The 25,513-nt window shown below is 59.4% G+C and carries 23 protein-coding genes; 10 read left to right on the top strand and 13 right to left on the bottom strand.

Annotated features, from left to right (window positions below; translation table 11 throughout):
* Nucleotides 1–15: 15 nt before the first annotated feature.
* From J0X19_RS13005 to J0X19_RS12990, 4 genes are all read right to left on the bottom strand, one after another.
* Nucleotides 16–645: a M15 family metallopeptidase gene (locus J0X19_RS13005; RefSeq protein WP_206984792.1), complete on the bottom strand. Its 630-nt coding sequence runs from the start codon at nucleotides 643–645 to the stop codon at nucleotides 16–18.
* Nucleotides 645–1,892 carry a serine hydrolase gene (locus J0X19_RS13000; RefSeq protein WP_206984791.1) on the bottom strand — a complete coding sequence of 416 codons (1,248 nt, stop codon included), beginning with the start codon at nucleotides 1,890–1,892 and terminating at the stop codon, nucleotides 645–647. The genes J0X19_RS13005 and J0X19_RS13000 overlap by 1 nt, the downstream gene beginning before the upstream one ends.
* Before the next feature lie 166 nt (nucleotides 1,893–2,058).
* Nucleotides 2,059–2,334 carry a hypothetical protein gene (locus J0X19_RS12995; protein WP_206984790.1) on the bottom strand — a complete coding sequence of 92 codons (276 nt, stop codon included), beginning with the start codon at nucleotides 2,332–2,334 and terminating at the stop codon, nucleotides 2,059–2,061.
* A 160-nt stretch (nucleotides 2,335–2,494) separates the two neighbouring features.
* Nucleotides 2,495–2,800 (bottom strand): hypothetical protein, encoded by a 306-nt coding sequence (locus J0X19_RS12990; protein ID WP_206984789.1) that lies wholly within the window; start codon nucleotides 2,798–2,800, stop codon nucleotides 2,495–2,497.
* A gap of 149 nt (nucleotides 2,801–2,949) precedes the next feature.
* Between J0X19_RS12990 and J0X19_RS12985 the strand changes: the two genes are divergently transcribed.
* The 4 genes from J0X19_RS12985 to J0X19_RS12970 all read left to right on the top strand — a co-directional run bounded on the left by J0X19_RS12985 (nucleotide 2,950) and on the right by J0X19_RS12970 (nucleotide 7,284).
* On the top strand, nucleotides 2,950–3,807 hold the full coding sequence (locus J0X19_RS12985) for a hypothetical protein (RefSeq protein WP_206984788.1): 858 nt from the start codon (nucleotides 2,950–2,952) through the stop codon (nucleotides 3,805–3,807).
* 191 nt (nucleotides 3,808–3,998) lie between these two features.
* Nucleotides 3,999–4,847, top strand: coding sequence for a rhomboid family intramembrane serine protease (locus J0X19_RS12980; protein ID WP_206984787.1), 849 nt, complete (start codon nucleotides 3,999–4,001; stop codon nucleotides 4,845–4,847).
* Between the two features lie 157 nt (nucleotides 4,848–5,004).
* Entirely contained in the window at nucleotides 5,005–5,979 is a 975-nt protein-coding gene (locus J0X19_RS12975; protein ID WP_206984786.1) for a T9SS type A sorting domain-containing protein, read from the top strand.
* Nucleotides 5,980–6,144: 165 nt separating this feature from the next.
* Complete coding sequence (locus J0X19_RS12970; protein WP_206984785.1) at nucleotides 6,145–7,284, top strand: esterase/lipase family protein; 1,140 nt, start codon at nucleotides 6,145–6,147, stop codon at nucleotides 7,282–7,284.
* A gap of 67 nt (nucleotides 7,285–7,351) precedes the next feature.
* Here the strand turns inward: J0X19_RS12970 and J0X19_RS12965 are convergent, their stop codons facing one another.
* Nucleotides 7,352–8,857, bottom strand: coding sequence for an alpha/beta hydrolase family protein (locus J0X19_RS12965; protein WP_206984784.1), 1,506 nt, complete (start codon nucleotides 8,855–8,857; stop codon nucleotides 7,352–7,354).
* A 252-nt stretch (nucleotides 8,858–9,109) separates the two neighbouring features.
* On the bottom strand, nucleotides 9,110–10,093 hold the full coding sequence (locus J0X19_RS12960; protein WP_206984783.1) for a fasciclin domain-containing protein: 984 nt from the start codon (nucleotides 10,091–10,093) through the stop codon (nucleotides 9,110–9,112).
* A gap of 310 nt (nucleotides 10,094–10,403) precedes the next feature.
* Between J0X19_RS12960 and J0X19_RS12955 the strand changes: the two genes are divergently transcribed.
* The gene (locus J0X19_RS12955; RefSeq protein WP_206984782.1) at nucleotides 10,404–11,234 is read left to right on the top strand and encodes a hypothetical protein; all 831 of its coding nucleotides are present in this window, start codon (nucleotides 10,404–10,406) and stop codon (nucleotides 11,232–11,234) included.
* A gap of 106 nt (nucleotides 11,235–11,340) precedes the next feature.
* On the opposite strand, the gene J0X19_RS12950 is transcribed toward J0X19_RS12955, so the two are convergent.
* Nucleotides 11,341–13,776, bottom strand: a complete 2,436-nt coding sequence (locus J0X19_RS12950) for a glycoside hydrolase family 31 protein (RefSeq protein ID WP_206984781.1) — start codon at nucleotides 13,774–13,776, stop codon at nucleotides 11,341–11,343.
* Between the two features lie 195 nt (nucleotides 13,777–13,971).
* Between J0X19_RS12950 and J0X19_RS12945 the strand changes: the two genes are divergently transcribed.
* On the top strand, nucleotides 13,972–14,994 hold the full coding sequence (locus J0X19_RS12945; protein ID WP_206984780.1) for a glycosyltransferase: 1,023 nt from the start codon (nucleotides 13,972–13,974) through the stop codon (nucleotides 14,992–14,994).
* A 179-nt stretch (nucleotides 14,995–15,173) separates the two neighbouring features.
* A complete protein-coding gene (locus tag J0X19_RS12940) occupies nucleotides 15,174–15,647 on the top strand; it encodes a YdeI/OmpD-associated family protein (RefSeq protein ID WP_206984779.1) in 474 nt (157 codons plus the stop codon).
* A gap of 101 nt (nucleotides 15,648–15,748) precedes the next feature.
* Here the strand turns inward: J0X19_RS12940 and J0X19_RS12935 are convergent, their stop codons facing one another.
* Nucleotides 15,749–17,797: an alpha amylase C-terminal domain-containing protein gene (locus J0X19_RS12935; protein WP_242582558.1), complete on the bottom strand. Its 2,049-nt coding sequence runs from the start codon at nucleotides 17,795–17,797 to the stop codon at nucleotides 15,749–15,751.
* Nucleotides 17,798–18,018: 221 nt separating this feature from the next.
* Between J0X19_RS12935 and ggt the strand changes: the two genes are divergently transcribed.
* Nucleotides 18,019–19,746, top strand: a complete 1,728-nt coding sequence (ggt, locus tag J0X19_RS12930) for a gamma-glutamyltransferase (protein WP_206984778.1) — start codon at nucleotides 18,019–18,021, stop codon at nucleotides 19,744–19,746.
* A gap of 74 nt (nucleotides 19,747–19,820) precedes the next feature.
* Here ggt and J0X19_RS12925 read toward each other — a convergent pair whose 3' ends face one another.
* The 5 genes from J0X19_RS12925 to J0X19_RS12905 form a co-directional block, all read right to left on the bottom strand.
* Entirely contained in the window at nucleotides 19,821–20,153 is a 333-nt protein-coding gene (locus J0X19_RS12925; protein WP_206984777.1) for a hypothetical protein, read from the bottom strand.
* 243 nt (nucleotides 20,154–20,396) lie between these two features.
* Nucleotides 20,397–20,738, bottom strand: coding sequence for a hypothetical protein (locus tag J0X19_RS12920; protein ID WP_206984776.1), 342 nt, complete (start codon nucleotides 20,736–20,738; stop codon nucleotides 20,397–20,399).
* A 157-nt stretch (nucleotides 20,739–20,895) separates the two neighbouring features.
* Nucleotides 20,896–21,453, bottom strand: a complete 558-nt coding sequence (locus J0X19_RS12915) for a YceI family protein (protein WP_206984775.1) — start codon at nucleotides 21,451–21,453, stop codon at nucleotides 20,896–20,898.
* A gap of 157 nt (nucleotides 21,454–21,610) precedes the next feature.
* Entirely contained in the window at nucleotides 21,611–22,138 is a 528-nt protein-coding gene (locus J0X19_RS12910; RefSeq protein ID WP_206984774.1) for a hypothetical protein, read from the bottom strand.
* 180 nt (nucleotides 22,139–22,318) lie between these two features.
* Nucleotides 22,319–23,557 (bottom strand): helix-turn-helix domain-containing protein, encoded by a 1,239-nt coding sequence (locus J0X19_RS12905; RefSeq protein WP_206984773.1) that lies wholly within the window; start codon nucleotides 23,555–23,557, stop codon nucleotides 22,319–22,321.
* A 301-nt stretch (nucleotides 23,558–23,858) separates the two neighbouring features.
* On the opposite strand from J0X19_RS12905, the gene J0X19_RS12900 reads away from it, so the two are divergent.
* Nucleotides 23,859–24,317: a hypothetical protein gene (locus J0X19_RS12900; RefSeq protein ID WP_206984772.1), complete on the top strand. Its 459-nt coding sequence runs from the start codon at nucleotides 23,859–23,861 to the stop codon at nucleotides 24,315–24,317.
* Nucleotides 24,318–24,438: 121 nt separating this feature from the next.
* Nucleotides 24,439–25,308, top strand: a complete 870-nt coding sequence (locus J0X19_RS12895) for an AraC family transcriptional regulator (RefSeq protein ID WP_206984771.1) — start codon at nucleotides 24,439–24,441, stop codon at nucleotides 25,306–25,308.
* The last annotated feature ends 205 nt before the right edge of the window (nucleotides 25,309–25,513 follow it).

Here is a 25,513-nt window from a genome sequence, read left to right as displayed (position 1 = left end):
CCGTAGCGGGGCGGGCTACAAGTATTCGAAGGGCACATCCAACAGCCCGAACTCCTGCCAGCCCTCGAAATCGAAATGCCACCACTCGGCCGGGTAGTTGACAAACCCAAACCGAGCCATAACGGCCAGCAGCAACGCCCGGCTGCGGCGGGCCGTCGCCGGTACCGGCTCGTAAGCTGAATGCGCGGCGGGCGTGAGGTCGTCGAAGTCGGTGGGCATGGGCAGGCGCTGGCCGGCTGCATCCACCAGGGCCACATCCACGGAGCAGCCGCGGTTGTGCCGGGAGCCGCGCCAGGGCGGGGCGGCGTACGTCTCATCCTGCACCCGCTCCCAGAGCTGCACCGTCACGCGGTAGGGCCGGTAGGCATCAAACACCAGCAAGCCCAACCCCTGTGCCGCCAGCGCTGCCTGCACCTGCCGTAAAGCCGCTGCGGCCGGTTCCCGCAGAAACGCCGCGGCCACGCCGTACAGCGGCTCGCCCAGCAGATTGGCGGCCGTGGCGTACCGAATATCCAGCTGCACACCCGGCACGTAGTCCGCCAGGTTTACCAGCTGGCGGCGGGGGTTTTGTTGCACCTGCTGCCGGTAAGCAGCCAGGCTGGCTACAACGGGCGGGTTGGAGGGGTTGGGGGCAGCACCGATCATCAGGGTGCGTCCTCTCCTGTTACCTGATAATCCAGCTGAAACCGGTGCAGGTTGGCCGGGTGCTGCCGGGGGCGCTGCCGCTCGTAGTCGTACACGGCCTCACCCAGGGCGCGCAAAAACGGAAAACCAATGGTGTTGTAGTCGTAAAGGTCGTCGTTGAGTACCCCGTCGGCATTCGTGTAGATAACCGCCGCCAACAGAAATTCCACGCCGTGCTCTACGTCCACCACGTAGGCGTTGTCGATCAGGAAGCCATACGCCTGCCCGATTTTGTTGAACACCCGCACCCCCGGCGGCAGCGGTGCCTGCCCGCCCCCGCCAAGCAGAAACTTGGCGTAGGTAGCCGGGAAGTGGATACTATCGTAGTGCGGCGCCTGGCTTTCGCCCGGCAGCATGGACAGGTAGCGGTACAGAAACCGGTAGTCGGCCTCCGCGAGCGACAAGCGGCGCTTTGCCGGTACCGTCTCAGGAAACAACAGGGCTTGCAGCACCTGCTGCTGCTCAGGCAGTGGGAAGCTGTTTTTGGCGCTAAAGTCGAGCGAGCCTTCCACGCGCTGACTGCCTTGCAGATACGCCTGCCCGATGCGAAAATCGGTGGCCGCCAGCCGGGGCAGCGGCTGTGCGTTATAGGCCGCGGGCTGCACGTACAGGGGTTCGGTGAGGGCGGTATCGGCGTAGAATGCCAGCGGATTGGTGTGGCGCGAACCGGGCTCCTCGTCGCCCACCGACAACCGGTGCACCAGCCGGGTCCGGCGCAGCCCCAGCTGGCGCACCCCGGCATTCAGCTCCTGCTGCCCCACAAACTCATAGAGCCGATTATACGCGTCATTGTCGCTTACCAGCAGCACCTTGCGCACATACTGCCCGATACTGGCCCGCCCCGAAGCAGCCGACGTGTCGCGCACAACCCGAGTCTGGCCGGTGAAGGCCGAGTCAATCCGGAGCGGTGAGGCGGCAGTGAGGCCGGGCACCTGGGGGCGCAGCCGCCGCAGCTTGGCCAGGGCCAGGGCCGCCGCTGGCAGCTTCACGGTGCTGGCCGGGTAGAAATACTGCCGCGCCGACGCGCCATACCGGAACCGGCGAAAGTGTGGCCGCCCCCGCGCGTCGCGGTTGATTTGGGTGTACAGGATCTGGACGCGGTACGCAGCCGGGTTGCGCAACACCAGCCCGAAATGCATTGTATCCGCCCGTAGCAACCGGGGCAGCGGGTTGCCTCGCTGGGCCTGAGCGCCAAAACTGGTAGCCATTGTCAGTAGCACCAAACCCCATTTCGCCCACCTTGCCTTGGAAAGCAACCTTCTCATCAGGCTATAAATGTACGGCAAAGGCAGCTTGTTGAAACGGCAAGAAGCTGGCTTCCTTCCCTGATACGGAGGAAAACCAGCTTCTATGCCTGCCGTTAGCTTGTTTGGCTTACTCGGCGCCCTGGTCGTCGGGGCTGCCGTCGGGAGCGGAATCGGGGCCACCTTCAAGGCCGTTGGTTTGGCCGGCGTCGCCGTAGTTGCCGCGAATGCCCGAGCCGTCGCCCATGTTGCTTTGGGTACTGGTGGCTTCGGGGTTGCCGCTGGCTTTGGGGTCTGGGTCGGCTTGCCCCGGAATGCGGCCGCCGGTGCTCATCTGGTCGGCTTGGTTTTCAGCGTCAGCTTTCTGGCTGGCGTTCTGGTTGGGGTTCTGCTGGTCGGTTGCCATAAGATTGGATGATTGGGAGAGAGGATGATTGGATGGTTAGATGAAAGGATGATTGGGTGAGAGGGTGATTGGATGAGAGGATGAATGCTTGAGTGGGGAATGAGGATGTTGACTACTATCCAATCACCCTCTCACCCAATCACCCTCTCATCCAATCATCCTACAAATTCACTTGGCCGATTTCGCCGCCTGATACGCCGGTGCCGGCGCTGGTGGAATTGCCGCCTACGTCGCCGTCCTGGGCGTTGCCGGGCGCATCGTAGTTAGGGGCCCCCGACCGAACCCGGGCGCCTTTGATTTCCTGGCCGCCTTCGGTGCCGCCGCTGCCGGAGTTATCGTCGGCATTGTTGCCGGTATCCGAGCCGCCGGGAGCCTGGCGTCCTTCGGGCTGGCGCTGGGCGGGTTGGGAATTGCTGGCTTCGGGTAGGTTGCTGGCGTCGGTGGGGTTTTCGGTTGGTTGGTTCATAGCCGTATTCGGTTCGATGAGTGGATATGGGAGAGCAGTAAAGGGCTATACGGGGAGCGGCCCGCCGCGTTGGCAGAGGGCGTATGGTAGTCCGGGGGCTTTTCCAGAACTTGGAGGGCAACGCTCTCTTATCCGTTTTCCATTCTGCTATGTCCGATTTATCCTCCGCCAATTCCCTCACCGAAAAAACCGACGCGCAGCTGCTGTTTCTGGCGCAGCACCCCGACCTCTACCATCCCGACCTGATTGTGGCTGCCCTCCGGGAACTGCGCCGCCGCGGCATCAGTCCCGAGCCCACTCAACCTGAGCCCCGCCGCCACGAAAACCGCCTGCCGGCTTACGAGGAGGAAGCACCGGAACCCGCTCTCTGGCAACGCCCTGCTCCGTGGGTGGCGGTGCTGGCCGTGCTGCTGATTGGGGGCATTCTGTACTGGAACAACCTGCAAAGCAAGGCGGCGCAAACCCTGGCCGTGCAGCCAGCAGAGGAGAAGCCCATTGTGCTGGAAACGGTGGAAACGCACCTTATTCCCACTTTCGATTCCCTGACCCGCACCCAGATTGCCCAGGAAATGCGCCAGCTAACGGCGGCCGAGCGCACCGAAGACACCTCCGCCACCCGCCGCTACCGGATACTGGCTACCCGCTACTGGAACGCCGAAAACCAATCCACTTACCTGTTCAGTAAGCTCAACGGCAACGCTACCGATGCCGGTTTGGCCGCCCAAGCCCCCGTAGTGGTAGAAGAGTGGCGCCGCCTGACCAAGGCCCTGGTGTATGACCACAGCCTGACGCCGGTGCTGGCCGAGCGCATGAACCTGATGCGCCGCGCCGCCTACCTGCGCATCAAAACGCTTCAGGAGGTAGCCCGCCACGCCCAAAACGACCAGCCCATCCTCGACCCGAACATCCTCAGTTTGCGCGATTCTGCCACCCACATGCGCGAATCGTTGCTTAGCCGCGAGCAGCAGCTCAACCAGATGCGCCGCATGGTGATTCAAGCACCCTGACAAACCAGCAGACCACTAGCTCTGCCTAACTGAAAACAGCCGCCAAGCCGTCAGGCTTACCGCCGGGGTTGCCCGTTCTGCGGCGGGCAACCCCGGCGGTGCTTTTTTGGGCTGGGAATTGTTGGAACAGCTACCGGATGCCGGATGGCCTTGCCACCTGGATAATCCGGTTTCTCTCCCCTGCCCTACGCATGGCCGCTTCTCCCGACCCTTTCTCCGATAAAACCGACGCTGAGCTACTCTTTCTGGCCCAGCACGGGGCGCGTTACTCGGCCGCCGTAGCCGATGCGGCCGTGCGGGAACTACAGCGCCGCGGCCTGATTCCGGCTGAGTTGCCCCAGCCGACCGCCGCGCCGGCTGCGCCTGCGCCGGAACCGGCCAACAGCGCTTGGCAGCGGCTAAGACGAGTAGTGCGAAGTGTGCTGTGGCCACGGCCGGGCTACTTCTTCACGCCTTTGCTGGTGCTGGCCAACCTGCTCGTGTTTCTGCTGATGGGATTGAGCGGCGTTACCCTTTGGTCGCCGGCCAGTGCCGATTTGGTGGCTTGGGGCTCCAACTATTCTCCGCTTATTTCCACTCAACCGTGGCGGCTGTTCACCAGCATGTTTCTGCATGGCGGCCCGGCCCATCTGCTGCTCAACCTGAGTGCCCTGCTGCTACTGGGGGTGCTGGCCGAAGCAAAAGTGGGCCGCTGGCTGTGGCTGCTCGCTTATGTGGTAAGCGGCATTGGGGGCAGCGTGGCTAGTTGGTGGTGGCACCTGGCGCGCGGTGGCAACTCGGTAGGGGCCTCGGGGGCCATTTTCGGGCTGTATGCACTGCTGCTGGCCCTGCTCCTGACCCGCACGTATTTCCATAGCCGGCAAGACCGCGCCAGCATCATCGGGCTGCTGCTGTACTTTGCGCTGGGTAGCCTGGTAGGTGGGCTGGAAGGCCCCACCACCGACAATGCCGCGCATTTCGGAGGCTTGCTCACTGGCTTTGTAGTGGGGTTGCTGGCGGCACTCACCACGGCCCGAAAACCCAGTACGCCAACCAATTAGCAACCATCATACTCCACAGTCAGTATATAATATAGCTAAATTTAACCCGCTGTAATACAACCAACGGCAATCTTACATCATCTATTATAGTGCTCTGTGAGGTAACTAATCACCCTAGAACTACTCTCCATCTTCCTTTCCAACTTCCTTTTCATTTATGAAAGCAACCTTACTCGCCTTAGCAGCCACGGCTGCTAGTTTGCTGACCACCACAACTGCCTCCGCTCAGGTAGCCACCGTACCAGGCGGTACCTTCGATACCTGGGTAACGCGCAACACCCTTGAGGTTCCTCAGAACTGGACTACCATCGATGAGGCAATTAAGTCGAATCCGCTTTTCGGGGCCCTTTATTCAACGGTTACCACCTCCAAGGATGCCAGTAGCCGTACGGGGGCTTTTGCCGCCAAAATGGAAACCAAGACCGACTTTCTCCTCAGCGGATTGCTTGGGCCAATACCCGGCGGCGTAGTGTTGGGCACGGTATCAGCCGATGAGGCTATTGATGTGCTGGATGAGCGGCAAATCAGTACGGTAGGAGGTTTGCCTTTCACGACACGGGCGGCCAGCATGCAGTTCTACTACAAGCTCACGGGCACCAACGCCTTGGCTGACTCGGCTTATGCCTTGGTTTCGCTGACGCGCACAGTGGGTGGCGTGCTGCAAACCGTTGCCAGCGGCGAATTGCGTTTGCAGCCGGCCGCAACCTATACCTTGGCTACTATCCCACTGACGTATCGTTCATCCATAGCACCTGATTCTGTGCACATTGGCTTCGTTTCGGGTCTGGGTGAGGTCCGTACTGTCGGCACCATCCTTACCGTCGACGACGTGACGATGAACGGCGTGGTGGCTTCCACGCAAAACCCCGCGCTGGCCGCGGCTCTCACGGTGTATCCAAACCCCAGTGCTTCCGGCGAATTCCGGTTGGCCTCGCCCAGCCGCCCAGCCGTGGCCACGGCTCCTTACAGCATCACCGATGCTACCGGCCGCATTGTACGGACAGCGGCCGCCGCTCCTAGCAGCTTGGCAGCGGGCCGCCCGCTGGAGCTAAAGGGCCTGCCCGCGGGCGTGTATCTGCTGAACCTGCGCACACCAGAAGGCCCGCTCACTCGTAAGCTGATGGTTGAGTAGTTTGCTTTAAGCCTGCTTTCGTATTGCTCCCGCTGCTGATACCCATTGGCAGCGGGAGTTTTTTTGTTGCAGATGGTTGTTACCCTATTCAGCGGCGCTCTGCTTATTGACTACCATGTATCTTATGCGCCAGTGCCCTGCCACTTACTTGCAACGCCTTGCCCCGTGACCGACGACCTGCCTACTTCTGATGCCAACGCTGCCAATTCGCAACCCGGCAAACAGCCTTCACGCTGGCAACGGGCCGCCGCAGTGGTTGGCCGGGCCGCGGCAGCGCCGTTCAATGCTGCCGACTATCTGTACCGCACCGGCCAAGCCAACCGGCATTTCACGCTTCCTATTCTAAATGGCGCTTTCGGCGACCAGTTGGCCGAGCGTAACGACCGGCGGGCTATCCAGATGAGCTTCCGCCGCCACGCCGCCGATGTACCCGTGACTTCGCTTGGCTTGCAGCCCACCCCAGACGGACGCCCGCGTAAAACCGTAGTATTCCTGCACGGCCTCATGGGCGACGAAGTTATCTGGCAGGCGGGTTCACCAGACGGCTTGCGCTACGGGCCCCGCTTACAGCAGGATACCGGCGCCAACTGCCTGTATTTGCGCTATAATACTGGCTTGCACATCTCCGAAAACGGCCAACGCCTACACGCCTTACTAACCGAGTTGCTGACCACGTTCCCCCATGCCATCGGCGACTTAACGCTAGTGGGCCATAGTATGGGGGGGCTCGTTATCCGTAGTGCGGGCTATTACGCATCACGCCCGGCGGCTTCGGGCAGTGGTACCGCGCCAGCCGAAACTAATAGCTGGCTGCCGCACCTACGCCATGTGTTTCTGATTGGGGTGCCCAACGACGGTTCGTTTTTAGAGCAGAACAGCCATTTCACGTCGGTGGTCTTGCGCAAAATCAATTTGCGCCCCACCCGGTTCATCAGCGGTCTGATAGATAAGCGCAGCAACGGCATCAAAGACCTGCGGCACGCTATTCTGGTGGATGAGGACTGGCAGGACCCGCACGCCAACGACCTGTTTCCGCCCCGGACGCTGGTACCGCCCCTACCTGGCGTCCGTTACCACGTACTGGTTGGTTCCCTGCTGAAGTCTGCCAACTCAGCCCTTCACGATTATTTCGGCGACGGCCTTGTAGGAGCTGGCAGCGCCCTGGGGCGTGTGTTCGGCGACCCAGGCCTGCCTCCGGAGCAGCAAATCAGCACCCGCATTTTCCCGAAGCTGCACCACGGCACCCTACTCAGCAACCCGGAAGTATATCAGTATCTACAGAACCAGGTGACAGGTGACAGGTGATAAGGCATACTCGGCACCTTGTTGTTCGTTACTTTCTTACTTGAAACCACTTGCTCAAGCCACCAGCTTAGTCTTTCGCGTGAGCTTTAATCCAAGCCTGAATTTGCTCTAGAGCCGCGGGAGCCATTACGGGGCGGGGCTGGCCATTGATAAGGGGCCACTCGGTGGTTGGGGCCTGAAACAAGTGGTTGATGCCATCCAGTTTCTGCGTTGTAACTAGCTTGTTGGCCTTGAGCCCTTTAGCCAGCAACTCAAGATTAACCTGTGCGTCGGCTATATCGTCGCCGGTGCCGTGGAGCAGCAGCACGGGAGTTCGGATGCCAGCCAACGCCGCCTGCGGATCGAAATTAAGATACTGCCGATACCAAGGCGACGTAAGCCGCACAGCGGCATTTTGTACCTCTCCCAGCGGCATGTTCGGGTTGTCTTGCTGAATCATGTTGGCCACAATGGCCTGCGCCTGGCTGTTGTCGGCCGTTTGCCGCACAATTTCCAGCATGGCCCGGCGGCGTTTGCGCAGTGCATCCATCCGCTTGCGGTCCTCCCCTTTCTGGCGCATGCGCTGCTGTTCTAGATACGTTTCCACCTGGGCTGCATTGGAACCCGAAGCGCGGAGCTTCTCTGCTTGACGGCGCGCCGCTTCCCGAGCCTGCTCCTGCCGGCGGGCAAAGCCCAATAGTGCCGTATCGGCTACGCCAGAGCGCAGCAGCAACGATGGCCGTTGCTCAGTCAGTAGCTCGCGGCCCGGCAGGCCGGCCGCTGCCAGCGTCACAACGAAGGCTGGCGGCAAGGGCTGGGCCGCAGCCATCAGCGCAATGTTGCCGCCTTCACCGTGCCCCACAATTCCTACGTGCGCAATGTCAACCAGCGGCCGGGTGCGCAGAAAACTTAGCGCCGCCTGAGCGTCGCGCAGGCGTTCCGTGGTGGTTACCGTGGTAGAGTCGCCCTCCGACTGTCCGGCGCCCCGGTCGTCGAGGCGCAGAACGGCAATGCCCCGGCGGGTCAGGAAATCAGCCAAGCCGCCGGCCAGCGCATAATCACCATACACGGCGTCACGGGTTTGCGTATCGAAGTCGGATAACAACAAGGCGGTTGGGAACGGACCTTCCCCAGCCGGAATGGTGAGCGTGCCAGTTAGGCGCAGGTGGTCGGAGGCGTTAGGCAGGCTTACTTCTTCCACCCGATAAGGAGGCGGAAACTTAAAAGTTTTGGGCGCGGCGGCGGTAGCCGGCGGGATAAACAGCAGCGTGAGCGGCGCAGAGTAGCCGGTTTGCTGCCATACGCCTAGCAGCTGCTGCCCATCGGCCGACCGGCGGCCGACAAAACGGCAACCGGCTTGTTCAGCTTCAAATGTAAGCGTATCACCCCGGGGCGTCACCGTCATAGGTTCTCGGTTGACGCGCTGCATAGGTACATCCAGCACTGCAAATCGGTTGCCATCCGCCAGCTCCGTTACGGTAATCATCATGGGCAAGCTACCGCCTGGTACCGTCAGCGCACCTTTCCACTGCCCCTCCAACGAGTAGCGTTTGGCAGCAGCCGGCGCATTCTGCGCCTGGGTGCGAATAGACAAGCTAACGAGTAACAATAAAACCCACCCCCATACAGAGCTGGAAACCAATTTTTTCATGGCTGGAAAAATGGAAACAAAGGTCCGCTTATGCGGGCCGGTTACAATCCAGCCCACCTACTCAGTGAGTAGATGGGCTGAAGCTTAGGACGCTGCAAGTAAGGCGTTGCTCGACTGTAAAGACAGGGCAATTCGCCGGAAGCCACCAAAAAGCCGGTGAGCTTAGCATTATCATCGCCTAATATTATAGGCCTGTTATGGTAGTAGTACCCGGTCGATAACGTGAACTACTCCGTTGGTTGCCTGCACGTCGGGAATCACCATAGTGGCGGGGGTGGTATTGTTGGTGCCCTTCACCGTAATCGTCCCGTTGGTGAATGTTCCTAGCTGTACGGGGGCCCCTCCTAACGAGTTAACGGTAGTGTTTTCGGGCAATTCGGGCGTGAACTTAGCCCCACCGGCCAGCACATGGTTCAGGAGCACGGCCGTTACGGTAGCTTTAGGCAGCTTACGAATATCAGCTGGCACGTTGAGCGGCACGCCCAGGGCTACGCCTAGCTCTTTAAAGGCTTTATCGGTGGGTGCAAAAACGGTAATATTAGGAGTGGTTGACAGAGGCCCCTGTAATTCGCAATACAGCACTGCCTCCACCAGGAAAGACAGTTCAGGAGCAATGAACACCTGAGCATCCTTCAGTGCCAACGCTGACTCCACCACGTTGCCGCCCGTAGCCAGCAATACCTTGTCGATAACGTGAATGGTACCGTTGGCAGCCTGCACGTCGGTGGCCAGAATTCGGGAGCCGTTTACGTAGGAGTCGTTGCCCTTCTTGATAATACGCCGCACCGGGCCAAGAGCTGAGGCTGAAGTTGAGCCGGTTTGCAAGCTACTGCCAGCTAAGGTGCCATTTGCCACATGATACAGCAAAGTACTCGTCAAAAAAGGCTTCTGCAAGGTTAGCAAGTCTGAAGCCGAATTGAGACCGAGCCGAGCGAAGGCAGCATTGTTAGGTGCAAAAACAGTGAAATTACCAGACCCTTGCGGATCATTAGGATTTTTATTAGATAAAATTCCGGCAACTTCTCCTCGTATAGCGGCATCCTCCAATACTTGAAAGTCAGGATTGGAAACGGCAATACTGGCAATAGTTGGATCTGGGGCTTCATCCTTGCTACAGCTAGCTAAAACAGCCGTACTCAGCGCAAAACAGCAGCACCAACTAAGTAAGTTTTTTTTCATGCGCAACATCTTGTTAAACAGTTAAATAAGAAAATTATTAGAAAAAATAGCTCAGGACTGTGCGCGTAGCCGGGATACCAACGAAATAAAAAGCATTTCGGATTTAACTTCTCACCAATCCACCTGCCCACTGTTTTCGTAGCTCCCTCGCATTAAGCTCAACAAAGACCAAGAACATTTTCACGAAGGTATTATATTTGAATAATTTCTGGATAAGTTCGTTTAACTTTGTTTCTCTAATTGGTCTTTTATGCAACAGATGTACCGTTCATTAATTCTATTTTCACTGGCTAGCTTAGGCAGTGCGTCTATGGCTTCGGCCCAAAGCTTGGTAAGTGGCTTTATGGCTGGCAAAGGCCATGGTTCGGTGGTGGTTTCGAGCACAGTGGAGCGCTATAGCAGTGTGTACCTGGCTCCCACCAAAATTGACAAAGTCCCTATTTTCAATGAGGTGCGGGTTACTTCGGTTAACTTGTATGGCAACTACGGCATCACCGACAAGCTGGACGCGGTGATTAGTTTGCCTTACATTGAATCCAAGGGCAGCGCCGATGAGCGGGTATTGCAGGACCAGAACTATACCAACCGCCGGGCAGGCCTGCAGGACATTACGGTGCTGCTTAAAGCCAAGCTGCTGAGCCGGGAGCTAGGTACCAACGTGCTGGATATTCTGGGGGTAGTTGGCGGCAGCGTTCCGGTCAGCGACTATCAGTCCAAAACGGGCCTGGGATATATTATTGCCATCGGCAACCATTCCAAAAAAGCAAACGTGTCGGGGGTAGCACACTTAAAAACGGTGTCTGGCGTGTTTTTCACGGGCCAAGCCGGCTACAGTGTGCGCGACAACAGCGCCCCGAACGCCTTCGTGGCGGAAACCAAAGTTGGCTACGCCGGCCCGAAGCTGTACGTGGATGCTCTAGCCTCCATTCAGCACTCCGACAAGAGCGGCACCGATATTTTGCAACCAGGCTTCACGGGGTTCTTCCCGGCTACTCGCGTCAATTACGTGCGTTTGGGGGTTAGCGCCTTCCGGCCACTGGCTAAAGGCTTTGGTCTCTCGGTAGGCGCCACAACGTATGTGAGTGGCCGCAACGTGGGCAAATCCACTGGTGTTTCGGGTGGGGTTGCGTACAATTTTTAATACGCCAAACTACTTCGCCAACAGCGTCTGCTCTTGGTTTGAAACCATAAAAAACGCCCTACCACAGTATCGTGGCAGGGCGTTTTTTATGGTTTCAAACCAAGAGCTAGCCGATTACTAACTCGGTAAAGCCTGCCGACACTACTATGCTAGGCAGTGCAAGGCCCGTTTCGAGCGTTACTTCCTCGGCTTCAGATGGCTGGCCATCGGTGCTGTAGGCGGTGGGCCCGAATGGGAGGCCGTGCAGCACCACGCGGTAGCGCGTGAAGCTCGGCTGGTATTCGCCTTCAATGGTTTGCTGGAGCAGCAGGCCTTTATCGGTGCCGAGTACGGTGAAGCGGCGGGTGGTTTGGTGGCCTTCGAGGTAGCCGTAGCCTTCGCCGCCGTCGTCGTACAGCACGCTGCTTTCCTGGCCGGCTTTGTAGTACACGTGCAGGGTTACTTCCTCGATAACCTTCTCACCCACATACTGCTGCACGGGGTAGAACGGCAGCACGGCTCCGGCGCGCACAAACAACGGAATCCGGTCGAGGCCGGCGGTGGCCCACACTTCCGCACCACCCGATTTGGGCTCATCGGTGTAGTAGTAGAACCAGTCGCCGCGGGGCAGGTACATCCAGCGGCCATCTACGCCGGCCTGCGTGATGGGGCACACCAGCAGATGGTCGCCGAGGCCGAATTCGGCCATGCGCAGGTAGGTTTCGGTGTCGTTCTGGTCGAGGAAGGTGAGCGGGCGCAACATGGGTGTGCCTTGTTTCACGTACTGCCAGAAGGTGGTGTACATGTAGGGCAGCAACCGGTAACGCAGTTCAATGAAGCTCTTAGCTAAATTGGCGGCTTCTTCGCCAAAGCTCCAGGGCTCCTGGTCGCCATGGTCGCCGGAACTATGGGTGCGGAAGAACGGGTGGAAGGCGCCCAGCGCAATCCAGCGCACGTACAGCTCGGCGTCGGGCGTATCGATAAAGCCCCCAATATCGGAACCCACGAAGCTAAAGCCGCTGATGCTCAGGCGCTGACACTGGATATTAGCCAGCCAGAGGTGCTCCCAGGAGGCAATATTGTCGCCGGTCCAGGCCGAGGAGTAGCGCTGCCCACCCGCGTAAGAGCTGCGCGTGATGCTGAAGGGCCGGTTGGGGTAGCTGAACTGCTTGACGCCGGCGGCCGTAGCCCGCGCCATTTGCATGCCGTAGATGTTGTGCGCCTTTTTGTGCGAAGCCGGGTGCCCATCGTAATGGAAGCGCACATCATCGGGGAAGGTGCCCTTCTCGAACACGGCCGGCTCGTTCATATCGTTCCAAACGCCTTTCACGCCATCCTCCTGAATCAGGCCTTTAAATAGCCCGGCCCACCACTCGCGCACCTCGGGGCGGGTGTAGTCGGGGAAGTTACAGAGGCCGGGCCACACCGAGCCTTTCATCAGGGGGCCATCGGCGCGGCGGCAGAAGTAGTCGTTGGCCAGCGCCTCGGAATACACGCTGTAGTTGGGGTCAATCTTGATGCCGGGGTCGATGATGACGATGGTTTTGAAGCCATCGGCGGCCAGCTCCTGCACCATGCGCTTGGGCTCCGGAAAGTGCGTGGGGCTCCAGGTGAAGCAGCGGTACCCGTCCATATAGTCGATGTCGAGATACAGGGCGTCGCACGGAATCTGCCGGTCGCGGAAGCCTTGGGCAATGGCCTTCACGTTGCTTTCGGGGTAGTAGCTCCACTTACACTGATGGTAGCCCAGCGCCCAGAGCGGCGGCAGTTCGGGCGGGCAGGTCAGGCGGGTGTACTCCTGGGTTACTTCGGTGAGCGAGGGGCCATAGATGAAGTAGTAGTTCATCTCGCCGCCCTGCGACCAGAAACTGGTGACGTCGGCGCGCTCGGCCGCAAAGTCGAAGTGCGACTTGAACGAGTTGTCGAAGAAGATGCCGTGGGCCAGGCGCTGCTGCAATTCCAGGTAAAACGGAATGTTCTTGTAGAGCGGGTCGGAGCCTTTCACGTAGCCGTAGGTGTCGGTGCCCCAGTTGGTGAAGCGCCGGCCGCGCAGGTTCATGTTCTCGGGCTTGTCGCCGAGGCCGTAGTAGCACACGCCGCTTTGCACCTGCTTGCTCATCTTCACGATGTCGTTGCCGGAGTCGTAGTCGTACTCCCAGTGGAAGCCTTTGTCGTCCTGCATCAGCACCACGCCGGAGCGGTTGAGCACCCGGGTTTTCAGGCCTTCCTTGGCAATGGTGCAAATGAGGCGGTTGGTGGTGATGCGGTAGTGGTCTTCCTTTTCACGGAACTCCAGGAACACTAATTCCTGCCGCGAAGGGACGCCTTCGGGAAAAGCGTAACTAAAATCAGGAGCGAAACCGTTTTCGGTGGCAAAACGGAAGCGCAGCACTTTGTCGGTAATGACTTCAAGCCGTAATTGCACTCCGTTGTCGCAGCGGAAGAGAAAGTCGGTGCCCTCCTGGTGGCTGGCCGTCACTTGACCGGGGTAGAATTCCTGTTTCGCTTTCGCGGCCAGGTCGTTTACCATGTAATTCTGGCCCTCGAAACTATTATCGTTCATATAAAGTGCAGCAGTGCAGAGAAAAAGCAAACAAGCTGAAGTATTCCGGATACACCAAGAATACTCCTATTGAGCCTGTAAAGGTAAAAATGAATCCCACGAAATTTGCCTAACATTGACCATCCAGCGTTTTAATTGCCCTGTTGAACTTACCAGTGCAGTTATTGGATAAATCCGCTCTATCTTACCCCCCATATGAAAACAGCTCCGCTTAAGGTGTTACTACTGGGTTGGGATGGCCCCTCTGCCCCTACCGAAGCAGTGCCCCCAACTCCTACGTTGCTTCAGGCCCTGGCCCCCCGCGCCGAACTAACGCTCTTGCTGCCCCGGCTTTCTGAGCCGATGCGCTTATCCAGCCTGGTCCAGACCACCGGCTTGGGTAACCTGACCGCCGAGGAATTGGCATTACTAGAGCCAGAGCATGAGGCTGACCGGTCGCAACATTGGCAGTGGCCCACCGCCCCTTATTTAGGTGCCACGCACGACCAGGAAGGTGGCCCCGCCATCCCCGCAGCCCCGTACGTTGGCTCTTCAACAGAAGCGTCTGACCTCCCCTATGTTGTGCCGGCCGTTACGGCGGAAGAGGTACAGGAAGGTAGCCTGGGCGTGCAGGAAGCCGCTGATTTGGCTTCCGCTGAGTTGGAAACGCCTGCACCTGCAGAGAATATTCCTTTACAAAACGAACCCAGTGAACCAACCTCGGAACCAGAGCCGCACGCTGTTGCGGAAGAGGTAGCCCCCGCGCCGGCCGCAGCCGAACTGCCTGTTCACAACTCCATTCTGAATGTGGCGCTGGCAGCCTTGCAGGCCCTGCCGGCCGACGAAGCTGGTTTGAATTTCCGAGTGATTCAATACGCCCGCCTGGCTACCCGGCTGGCGGCCACCCAGGATTTCTCGGTGATTTACGCTTCTGATTGGCAGTCGTGGCTGGCGGGTATGGAGATACGGCAGCTGACCGGCAAGCCGCTGGTATTGCACGTGTACAGCCTGGCCCAGGAGCGCAACACACCCGCCGACCGGGGCTGGGTGATGGAAATGGAACGGATGGCCCTGCGCCGCGCCGACCTGATTCTCACTAGCTCCTCGGACTTAGCGTTGCGGGTTATCGAACTATATGAAGTAGCTCCGCAGCGTGTCCGGCGCCTGAGCCGCGCGGCCAACCAAGACCCTGATCTGCTGGCCGAAACTATTCTGTCGGCGCTAAGAGAAGTGTCGTAACAAGTAATCCATCGAAGTGAAAAAGCAGCGCGGAACTCGTTCCGCGCTGCTTTTTTTATAGTTGGCTTAGCTACTCAGAAAGCCCGGAAACAGTCTTGCGCTGCTGGCCTCCGCTAGCCCACGCCGGAGTGCTACCTTTGCGGGGCGCGAAGCTTCGCGCTTTACACCTTGTATTTTCTATGGCTGATTCTCAGGAACAGGTTTTTGATGCCGAATTGGAGCTGCATCCTACCGATGGCGGCGTGTTTCTTTTTGTGCCGTTCAGCGTGCCAGACGTGTTTGGGCAGCGTGGGCAGGTGCACGTACGCGGCACCCTCGACGGCTTTCCGTTCCGCTTGCCGCTGACCTTGGACGAAGACGGCCACCACGTGCTGCTAGTCAACAAGCAGTTGCGCAACACCATCGGCAAGACCTGGGGCCTTTCGGTACACGTGACCATGACGCCCGACACCGACGAGCCCAGCTTCACGGTGCCCGATGACCTGGCCCGCGCCCTGGAACGGGCGGGCCTGCGTGCCAAATTCGACCAGCTGGCCTACCCTTACCGCCGCGAGTACGTGCAGTGGGTGGAGCGCGCCAAGAAGGCCGAGGCCCGCGCCCGGCGCATTACGGAAGTGCTGGAAGGTGCCGAAGCCGGCAAGAAGTTGAAGTAGTAACATGGTGAAATAGTGAAATGGTGAGTTTGACATTCTATTAGCGCAATCTGCGTTGGTTGAATATCAAACTCACCATTTCACTACTTCACCACCTCACCTCATCCTACCCGCGTGAGCACAAGGGCGGTGCGGTTGGTTACGTAGAGGCTAAGGTTTTCCAGGCCTTCTTCTTGGAAGGTTTCGTAGGTGAGCGACGTATCCACGCGGTTGTGGCCACCAAATTCGGGGGCATCGGTGCTGAGCAGGATGCGGTACCGGCCGGATTTGGGCACGAAGAAGTGGTAATTGGGGATGCTGCGCGAAACGTGGAAATTGAACACGAACAGCAGGTCGCCCCGCTCGAACACGAGCACCTGATTGGTGCTATCGATGTTGAGCTGATGCGCGGCCGGATTGGCCAAGAGGTGATGCTTGCGAGCCAGCGCCAACTGCGCATGGTCGAAGGCGAGGAGCTGCTGAAACTTCAGGTCGGGGTTGTCGGCGAGGCTCCACTGGCGGCGGGCGAAATGGTAGCTCCAGTCGTTGCCCTCGCGCGGGAAATCCACCCACTCCGGGTGGCCAAATTCGTTGCCGATAAAGTTCAGGTACGCCTCGCCGCCCAAGCTCAAGGTGAGCAACCGAATCATTTTGTGCAGGGCCACCCCCCGTTCGGCAATGGGGTCGGGGTCGGCGGCTTGCATGTGCTCGTAAATGGCCTTATCGAGCAGCCAGTGCGAGAGGGTTTTGTCGCCTACCAGGGCTTGGTCGTGGCTTTCGGCGTAGGCCACGGTTTTCTCACCGGCCCGCCGGTTGGTTAGCACATACCATAGGTCGTGCAGGTTCCAGGCTTCGTCGGGGGTGTGCTTGAGCAGCTTAATCCAGTAATCAGGAATACCCATGCCCAGGCGATAATCAAACCCGATACCGCCTTCCGTAATGGGCCGGCACAAACCTGGCAGGCCGCTCATATCCTCGGCAATCAGTAAGGCCCCTTTCTTGATTTCGTGGACCAGCGTGGTAGCCAGCTGCATGTACAGAATAGCATCGTCGTCGGCTTCGGGGCCGAAATACTGCTCGTAGCTCACGAAGGCCACGCCCTCGCCGTGGTGATGATAGAGCATGCTGGTTACGCCATCAAAACGGAAGCCGTCGAAGTGGTACTCTTCCAGCCAGTAGCGCAGGTTGCTGAGCAGGAAACGCTGCACCTCGGGCTTGCCGTAATTGAAGAGCTTGGAATCCCAGCCGGGGTGGTTGCCGCGCGGGCCGGCGTGGAAATACTGATTACCAGAACCGTCGAAATCAGCTAAGCCCTCGGCCTCATTCTTCACGGCGTGCGAGTGCACCACATCCAGCAACACCGCAACACCGCGCAAGTGGGCTTCATTGATTAGGTACTTCAGGTCCTCAGGCGTGCCAAACCGAGAGCTAGCCGCAAAGAAATTAGCTACGTGGTAGCCGAATGACCCATAGTACGGGTGCTCCATCACGGCCATTAGTTGCACGCAATTGTAGCCGCCGGCCTGAATGCGGGGCAGAATGTGGTCGGCAAATTCGCGGTAGGTGCCCACCCGGCCTTCCTCGGTGGCCATGCCTACGTGGGCCTCATAAATCAGCGGCTCCTTCACCGAGTTGCTGATGCGGAACTTCTGGTCGGTCCAAACAAAAGGCATTTCGGGGCGCCAGAGCTGGCCGGCAAAATCGTGGGTGTGCTCGTCTTGCACGGCGCGGTGCAGGGTGGCCGGCAGCCGGTCTTTGGCGCCGTGCGCGGTTTGCACGTGCACCTTGAAGCGGCTGCCATGCGTGAGGCGGTCTTTGTACTCTTTATCGGGCAGAAATACCTCCCACACCCCGTTTTCACCGCGAGTAAGCGGCGTGGCATGCCGGTCCCACTGGTTGAAGTCGCCAATCAGGGAAAGCGCCTCGGCAGCGGGAGCCCACTCTCGGAACCAGAAACCCCGGCGGCGCGAGTCGTAGTTCATACCCATTTGCTGATGGAAGCTGGCAAACTTGCTCAAAGAGCCCCACTGCGCTTTTATTTCGTCGAGGCGCTGGGTGAGGCGGGTGAGGCGGCGGCGCAGCGTGGGTTCGTAGGGAGTAAGCCAGGGGTCTTGCTGCACCAAAGGAAGATGAGGCGTTTTCAGAGCCGGAATGAGCATATCAGGGGCCATGGGAGCGGGAATGAGGGGGTAAGCCGGAAAGATAGCAACGTATACGAACGTTCAGACAAGCTGAACATCAGCCTACGCAGATATACCTAGTATCAGATCAACAAATTCCGTGAAAAGCCGTCCATCAAGCCCACCGGAACGCCGGAGCGGAAGCCTGCGGCTGGGTAACTTGTTTTGTGCGTATTTTACTGTATCCGTTTTCTATAGCTGGCTTCCTTCCTGTGCAACGACGTATTCTCCTGATTTCTCTGGCCGGTTTGCTGCACGCCTGTAGCCCCAGCCAACCCACCGGCACCTCGGCGGCTCCTACTCTAGCGGCACCAGTACCAGCCGCCACACCCGTTGTGGCCAGCAGTGCCATGGTGGTATCGGCGCACCCGGAAGCCACGCGTATTGGGGTGGACATTCTTAGGAAAGGCGGCAACGCCTACGACGCAGCCGTGGCCGTGCAGTTTGCGCTGGCAGTGGCTTTACCAGCCGCCGGCAACATCGGGGGCGGGGGCTTTTTGCTGTACCGCGCCCCCGATGGCACGGAAGGCGCCCTGGATTTCCGCGAAACGGCCCCCGCCGCGGCCTCACGGGATATGTACCTCGATAAGCAGGGCAACGTGATACCCGACTTGAGCACGCTGGGCCACCTGGCAGCCGGCGTGCCGGGCACCGTGGCGGGCATGGAGGAGCTACACCGCAAACTAGGTAAGCTACCCTGGAAACTAGTGGTGCAGCCCGCCGTGGACCTGGCAGCAAAAGGCTTGGTCTTGACGGAAAAGGAAGCAGCTGGCTTGAACAGTCAGCAGGACGCTTTTGCGAAACTCAATCCGCGCAGTGCCTATCTGAAGACGGCTACTTGGCGCGCCGGTGAAACGATTGTTCATGCCGAGCTAGCCGCCACGCTCGGCCGCATCCGGGACCAGGGCGCGGCGGGTTTCTACCAAGGGCAGACTGCTGACTTCATTGTGCAGGAAATGCAGCGCGGCAAGGGCATCATCACCAAACAAGACCTGGCCAGCTACCAGCCCCGGTGGCGCATGCCCCTGCACGGCCAGTACCGCGGCTACGACGTGCTGGCGTTTCCGCCGCCCAGTTCGGGCGGAGTGGCGCTGCTGCAAATGTTGCAAATGCTGGAGCCCTACAACCTAGGTAAGGCGGGCTGGCATTCGCCACAGGCCACGCACTGGATAACCGAAGCCCAGCGCCGCGTGTACGCCGACCGGGCCACCTACCTCGGCGACCCGGATTTTGGGAAGGTGCCCGTAGCGCAACTGCTCGACAAGCCCTACAACAAGCAGCGTATGGCTTCTACCCTCCCCCACCGGGCTACGCCCAGCGCCCAGGTAACGGCTGGCGCGGGCCTACCGGCCTACGAATCAGACCAGACCACGCATTATAGTATAGTGGATGCCGCTGGCAACGCAGTAAGCTGCACCACTACCCTCAATGGCGCCTACGGCAGCAAGGTGGTGGTGGCGGGGGCCGGCTTTTTGTTGAATAACGAAATGGATGATTTCAGCAGCAAACCCGGTACGCCGAATGCCTATGGGCTGGTAGGCGGCACCGCCAATGCCATTGCGCCCGGCAAGCGCATGTTGTCTTCTATGACGCCGACCATCTTCACGCGCAAGGGCAAACTAGCGTTGGTAGTAGGCACACCGGGCGGTTCCACCATCATTACCAGCGTGTTGCAGGCCAGTCTCAACATCTTCGACTATGGCATGAACGCCCAGCAGGCCGTGGCCGCCCCGCGCCTGCACCACCAATGGCTGCCCGACCAGATTGAGGTGGAAGAAGGCGCCCTGCTACCCGCCGCGCAGGACACGCTCCGGGCCAGAGGCTACACGCTGCACCCGCGCAGTGCCTGGGGCCGCGTTGATGTGATTCGGGTGCGGCCCGACGGCAAGCTGGAAGGCGGCGCCGACCCGCGCGGCGACGATACAGCAGCGGGCTACTAGCAAACATCTAGTTTCACTGAAAAAGGCTCCTCCAGCAACTGGAGGAGCCTTTTTCGGTAAGCAGAAACTGTTCCTTAGCCTTTCAGCGAGGTGGCAGCCGAACTAAGCGTTTGGCCGAGCTGCTCCAGCTTAGCGCTGGCATCGGGGGTGGCGCTAGCGGCGGCTTTGGTGGTATGCTCACCCAGCGTTTGCAACGACTGGCTGATTTGGGAACCGTCGCCGCTGCTGATGGCGGTTTGCAGGTTTTCCAGTTCGGAAGCAATGGCGCTAAGGGCCGGGCTACCGGCACCGTTCAGCGTAGAAATCCAGCTGGTAATGTTGCCGCTGGCCGCAGGAGCAGCACCGCTAAGGCCGCCGCTGAGGGCTTGGATGGTAGCGTCGAGTTGGCTGGTAGATGAAGCTGACATAGTATTGAGGGATTTGGTTGGAAAGAAAAGACTATCACTACTACTCTGCCACCTCGTTAATGTTGATTATCAATTATTTAAACAAGCTATTTGAAAACATATTGCCTACGCGCGGGTGTGACAAATAACTGCCTTGGTTGCGCCGTAGTGGGTCTGAAAAAGAGCTGGCTGGCCCCCACACGGAAGCCAGCCAGCCCAAATCTTATACACTACTTATTTAGTAGCAGAAAAATAACATCCTACCTACGATACCTTCAGATTACCGGAAGCTACTATCAGAGCTTGGCCTAAGTGGCGCAGATGGTCCCCGTCGCCGCCGCGCAGATCGTGGGCAATAACCGAAGTTTCCTGCCCGAGCTGCTGCAACGAAGCGGCAATGGCTGGCCGGTCGCCCCGCTCGATGTGGCCGCGTAGGGTGCGCAGTTCGCTTTGTACCCCCGCTAGTGCTGAGCCCCCAATGCCGTCGAGCGACGTAATCCAGCCGTCGATGGCCGTGAGGCCCGAGTCGAGGGGATGCGTGCCGGGGTGCTCGAAAGCGTGGTAGATGTTGCGGATGGTTTCTTCGATATGCTCGTTGTGATTCATGGGAAAGGAAGTTTGGGAAACAACGGAAAAGCTACCCGACTGTACGCCAGCTAGCCGGCTGGCGTTGCCAGGGCTGGCACCGGCACCAGCAGCCAGCCTTATACGCGCAATACACATCTACGCCACTTACGCAGCCCAGACTGGCAAGACCACCTATTCATAATTTCGCCACTTCCAGAGAAAAAGCTAGCTGAAAGTCGTTGCGGATAGCGTAGGAACCGAGATTCTGGAAGAAGCTGCTGGAGTTGTAGTTCACCCCAAACTGGGTACGGTCGATGGTGGCAGTGCCTTTCACCCGTAGCCGGCTATCGGGCAGTTGCTCTAGCACAACGGGGAACTGCACCGGTTTGGTGATGCCCTTGAGCGTGAGCTGGCCGGTAGCCGTACCGCCACGCACCTCCCGCAGCACGAAAACGGCGGTGGGATACTTTTTGGCATCAAAGAAATCTTCGCCCCGCAGGTGCTCAGTGAGCTTGGCATCGTCGTGCTGAATGGTGTGCATATCGAACTCGAAGCGGCCGTTGCGCAGGGTACGGCCGTCGTAGCTGAGGGTGCCGCGAAGGAGCTGCACGGTGCCCGTAGGGGCCCAGGTGCCGGTTTCGGCGTGGCCGGTCCAGGTGAGGCGGCTGGTGGCGGCCGTGGCTTGGTAGGTAGGAGCAGCGGACTGGGCAGCGGCCATCGTCAGGAGTAGCAGGAAGGCGAGGATGGTTTTCATGGGTTTATGATTGGGTGAATGGATGAGTGGGTGAATGGATGATTGGGTATTGGGACAGGTGAGCAGTGGGCGGCATTGAGGCTGGCATGTTTTACCATCCAATCATCCAATCATCCACTCACCCATTCACCCATTCCCCCATTCCCCCGATGATGCTTTATTTCACTTTGGCTTCGGTTTCAATCAGGCCTATGCCCTTGTAGAGCTTGCCGGTTTTGTCTTTGGCCAGAATATACCAGAGGGCGTCGCCGCCGTAGAGGCTTTGGGCGTTGTCGGCGTAGCGGTAGTTTTTCTGGAACGTGTAGGTCTGGCCGGCGCGGAGCTGGGCGCCGGGGCAGTTGAAGAGCTCCGCAAATTCGGCGGGCGTCTCGCGCAGGTTGGCCTTCCAGCCTTCGGCGCTGTACCAGATGAAGCTGCCACATTCCACTACCTCCAATTCGCCCACTTCTGAGCGCACCATGGTACTGTGCTTCCACACGTAGCCACCCGGCTGCTGGGGGTTGGGCTCCGGATATATGGGGTTGGGCGTGTGCCACAGCGTGATGCCCACGGGCACCTGCCGCAGCTTGTCGGGCAGCACCCGGCTGTGGTCGGGCCAGGCAGCAGGAGCAACGGAAGAAGTTTGGGCCCGCACCGAAACAACGGGGGCCGCCACCAAGGCGGCAACTAGCAGGAGTGTTTTCATGGCCATACCGGGTTGAAGTATGGCCCAAAGGTGGGCGCCTAAACCGCCCCAAACGCCCCAAATTCACCATCGGGACGCCCCACATCATGATATGGGCTTACAGAGAGTAACGGAGTAGCGGAGTAACTGAGTAATCGTTCCGGGTTGCTCGATGCGGCAACAGATTACTCAGTTACTCTGCTACTCCGTTACTTTAAAGTCCCGCGGGGCAACGCCGGTGAACTGTTTGAAGATGCGGTTGAAAGTGGTTTTGGAGTTGAAGCCGCTTTCGAAAGCAATGCCGAGCAAGGTCAGGCGCTGGGCGTCGGGGGTGGCGAGGCGGCGCTTCACTTCCGTTACCCGGTAGCCGTTCACCAAATCGTTGAAGCTCTGCCCGAAGCCATTGTTGACGGTAAACGAAATCAGACGCGGCGCCAAACCCGTGTGCGCCGACAGTTCGGCCAGCGTGAGCGTGGGGTTCAGGTACAGCCGCTCGTCTTGCAGTGCCCGCCGAATCCGCTCTACCACAAGTGGGTCTACGGCGGGGGTAGCGGGCGGGGGCGTCACTTCGTGCGCGGGTGGTGCGGCAGGCAGCTCCTCGGTGGCGTACACTTCCGGAAAAGGCACTGCTATACTGGATGGGGGCTCGGTAGCTGCGCGCGTAGGCACAACTATGGGCGCAGCCGACGCAACGGACGGAGCAACTTCTTCGGGCTCGAAGCGCACGGCCTGCATGTCGGCTTGCCGCAGCCCTACCACCCCAATCAGAAACACCACCACGCCCAGCAGCTCCGTTGAGTAATCGAAGCGGTAATAGAGCTGAAAAAACTCGCGCAGCACCAGCTCCAGCAACCATTGCGCGCTTACCACGCCCACCAACACCAGCAAGGTGCGCAGCCACAGCAGCCGCAGCTGCGACACTTCCGAGAAGTTGTTGAGCAGCCAGCGGCGGTACTCTCGCAGGAGCCGCAAGCTCAAAACCAGGTACGCCGTGAGGGATATCCAGGTACCGATGAACTCCAGGCGGTAGGTGTAAGGCCGGTGCACGTGTTGCCAGAACCAGTTGCGGGCCTCGTAATCCTGGCCGCGCAACCACGCATACAAGGCGGCCTGCACCAGCACCGGCGCAAAGTGCCACCAGTACCGCGGCCGCCACCGAAAATCGTGGTTGACGAGGCTACGGACGTAGAAATACAGCAACGGTCCGAACGCCAACGAGTAGTAGATGGGCGCGAAATACCAGTTGGGGTCTTGGGCGTAAATGCTGGCTACCCGGAAGAATCCATCGAGCAGCCACAGTGCAATGGCCAGCATAAGCAGCGCCAGGAATCGGTTGGGCAACTGGTTGGCGCGGGCCAGCCACAGTAGCCCCGCCGCAAACACGGCTTGGGCTATTACCGCAAACAGAACAACGACCAGGGGCGTAAGCGGAATCTGCATAAGTTGCGGGCGGCTTGCAATACGGCGGCCATTGGTTTGGGGCGGCTAGCTCAACTTTCCAACCAGTAAAATAGCGGTTTCTCCACTCTGCCCTACTAAATTTTACTGGTCCTAGCTTTGGGGTGCGGGCTGCGGGCTTTTAGCGGGCTGGCCGCTCGTCGTGGCCCAGGTGGTGCTTCCGGGGAGCGGCCAGCCGACGAAAACCCAGCAGCTTACACCTGCGCAGAACTACTTGAAAAGGAGTGGCCAAAAAAATAGTAGGGTAGCGTGCGGTTGCTCTATTCCCAGAAACCCAGGTACCATGAAACAGAAAATCCGGGAGTGGCTGCGGCGCTACTTGCCCGCCGAGCTACTGTCGGTGGTGGCTACGCTGGCGGGGGCCTGGGTGGGCTTGCAGAGCACGCACAGCCCGCTAAGTGCCGCACTGGCGGGCACTTGGGCCGGCAACGTGGCCTACTTTGGGTGGCTGCTGGCGCAGGATGTGCAACTGGCCCGCCGGCAGTGCCGCGCGCAACACCAGCCCTACACGCGCCGCACGTTCGGGCGCAACGTACGAGCCTTGGTGGTGGAGTTTGGGCTGGCTGAGGTGCTGGACAGCTTCCTGATTCGGCCGGCACTGCTGTATTACCTGCCGCGTTGGTTGGGCAACTTTACCGGGGGCGTGCTGGCGGCCAAGTTTCTAGCCGACGTCACGTTTTATATTCCGGCCATCGTGAGCTACGAGCTCAGCAAAAAGCGGCTGCGTAATTTCGGTGAGTAGGAGCGTAGCCTGAAAAGTCGTTCCGAGCTTGCCAAGGAAGGACGGCCTTTTGGCTGTGGTTTGGCACAACCTGTATACCGGCCATACATACTAACTATAAACAGCTCAACCCTTGTTGCTTATGAAGCCCCCTGCCCTGCCGGTATTCACGCTCGAGTCGTTTCCGCAGGGGCCGGCGCGCCGGCAGTGGTATGTAGAGCAGTTGGCGCGGCACGTAGCCAATTTTCCGGGAATCAGCCAGCCGCACGCGCACAATTTCTATCTGCTGCTCTACGTCACGCAGGGCTACGGCACCCACACCATCGATTTGGTGAGCTACAACTTGCAACCCGGCAGCCTGTTCTTTATGACGCCCGGCCAGGTGCACCACTGGCAGCTTTCGGCCGATGCCGAGGGCTACGTGGTACTATTCGAGCCGGATTTCTACCTGTTGCGCTACCCCGGCAACCGGCTGTTCGAGTACCCGTTCTTCCAACACGCTCACCCGCCGGTGCTGTACCTGCCGCCGAACGAAACGGAAATTCAGTTTCTGATGGAGCGCATGTGGATGGAGCACGTGACGCCCGCCCCGCAGCAAGACGAGGTGTTTCGGTCGTATCTGCATTTGTGTTTGGAGCTGGCCGCCCGGCACTTTCCAACTGCCCCCGCTCCGGCCCCCGACGAACCCCGCCACGCCCAGCAAGTGCTCCGCGAGTTTGGGGCCAGCATCAACCAGCAGTTTCGGGTGCACCGCGAAGTACAGTACTACGCCGACCAGTTGCACGTGTCGCCCAACCACCTCAACGCGTTGTGTCGCCGCCAGCTAGGCAAAACCGCCAGCAGCTTCATTCAGGAACGGGTGATGATGGAAGCGCGCCGCCTGCTCCGCCACACCGATGCCACCGTGGCCCAAATAGCCGATACCCTGGGCTTCGAGGACGCCTCTTACTTCAGCCGCTACTTCCGCAAGCACACCGGCCTGACTGCCGAAGTGTTCCGGGCCACTGCGTAACGAGGCAAGCCAGCCGTGTTGGCGTTGTGCTACAATGGTTTCGTGAACGATACACCCTACAACGCCTGCTCCGGTCCGGTGGCTTTTTCAGGCCCTCGGGCCGGTCGTTGTGTGCTGGCTATCCGTGCCATGAGCTAACGACGACCCGTCCAACGTCCGAACCATGGGGCCGGCTGCTTAGCTCACGAAAACACGACCAAGACGT

The organism is Hymenobacter telluris, assembly GCF_017313265.1.
Taxonomy (GTDB): Bacteria; Bacteroidota; Bacteroidia; order Cytophagales; family Hymenobacteraceae; genus Hymenobacter; species Hymenobacter telluris.
This window is presented reverse-complemented; position numbering and strand designations above follow the sequence as displayed.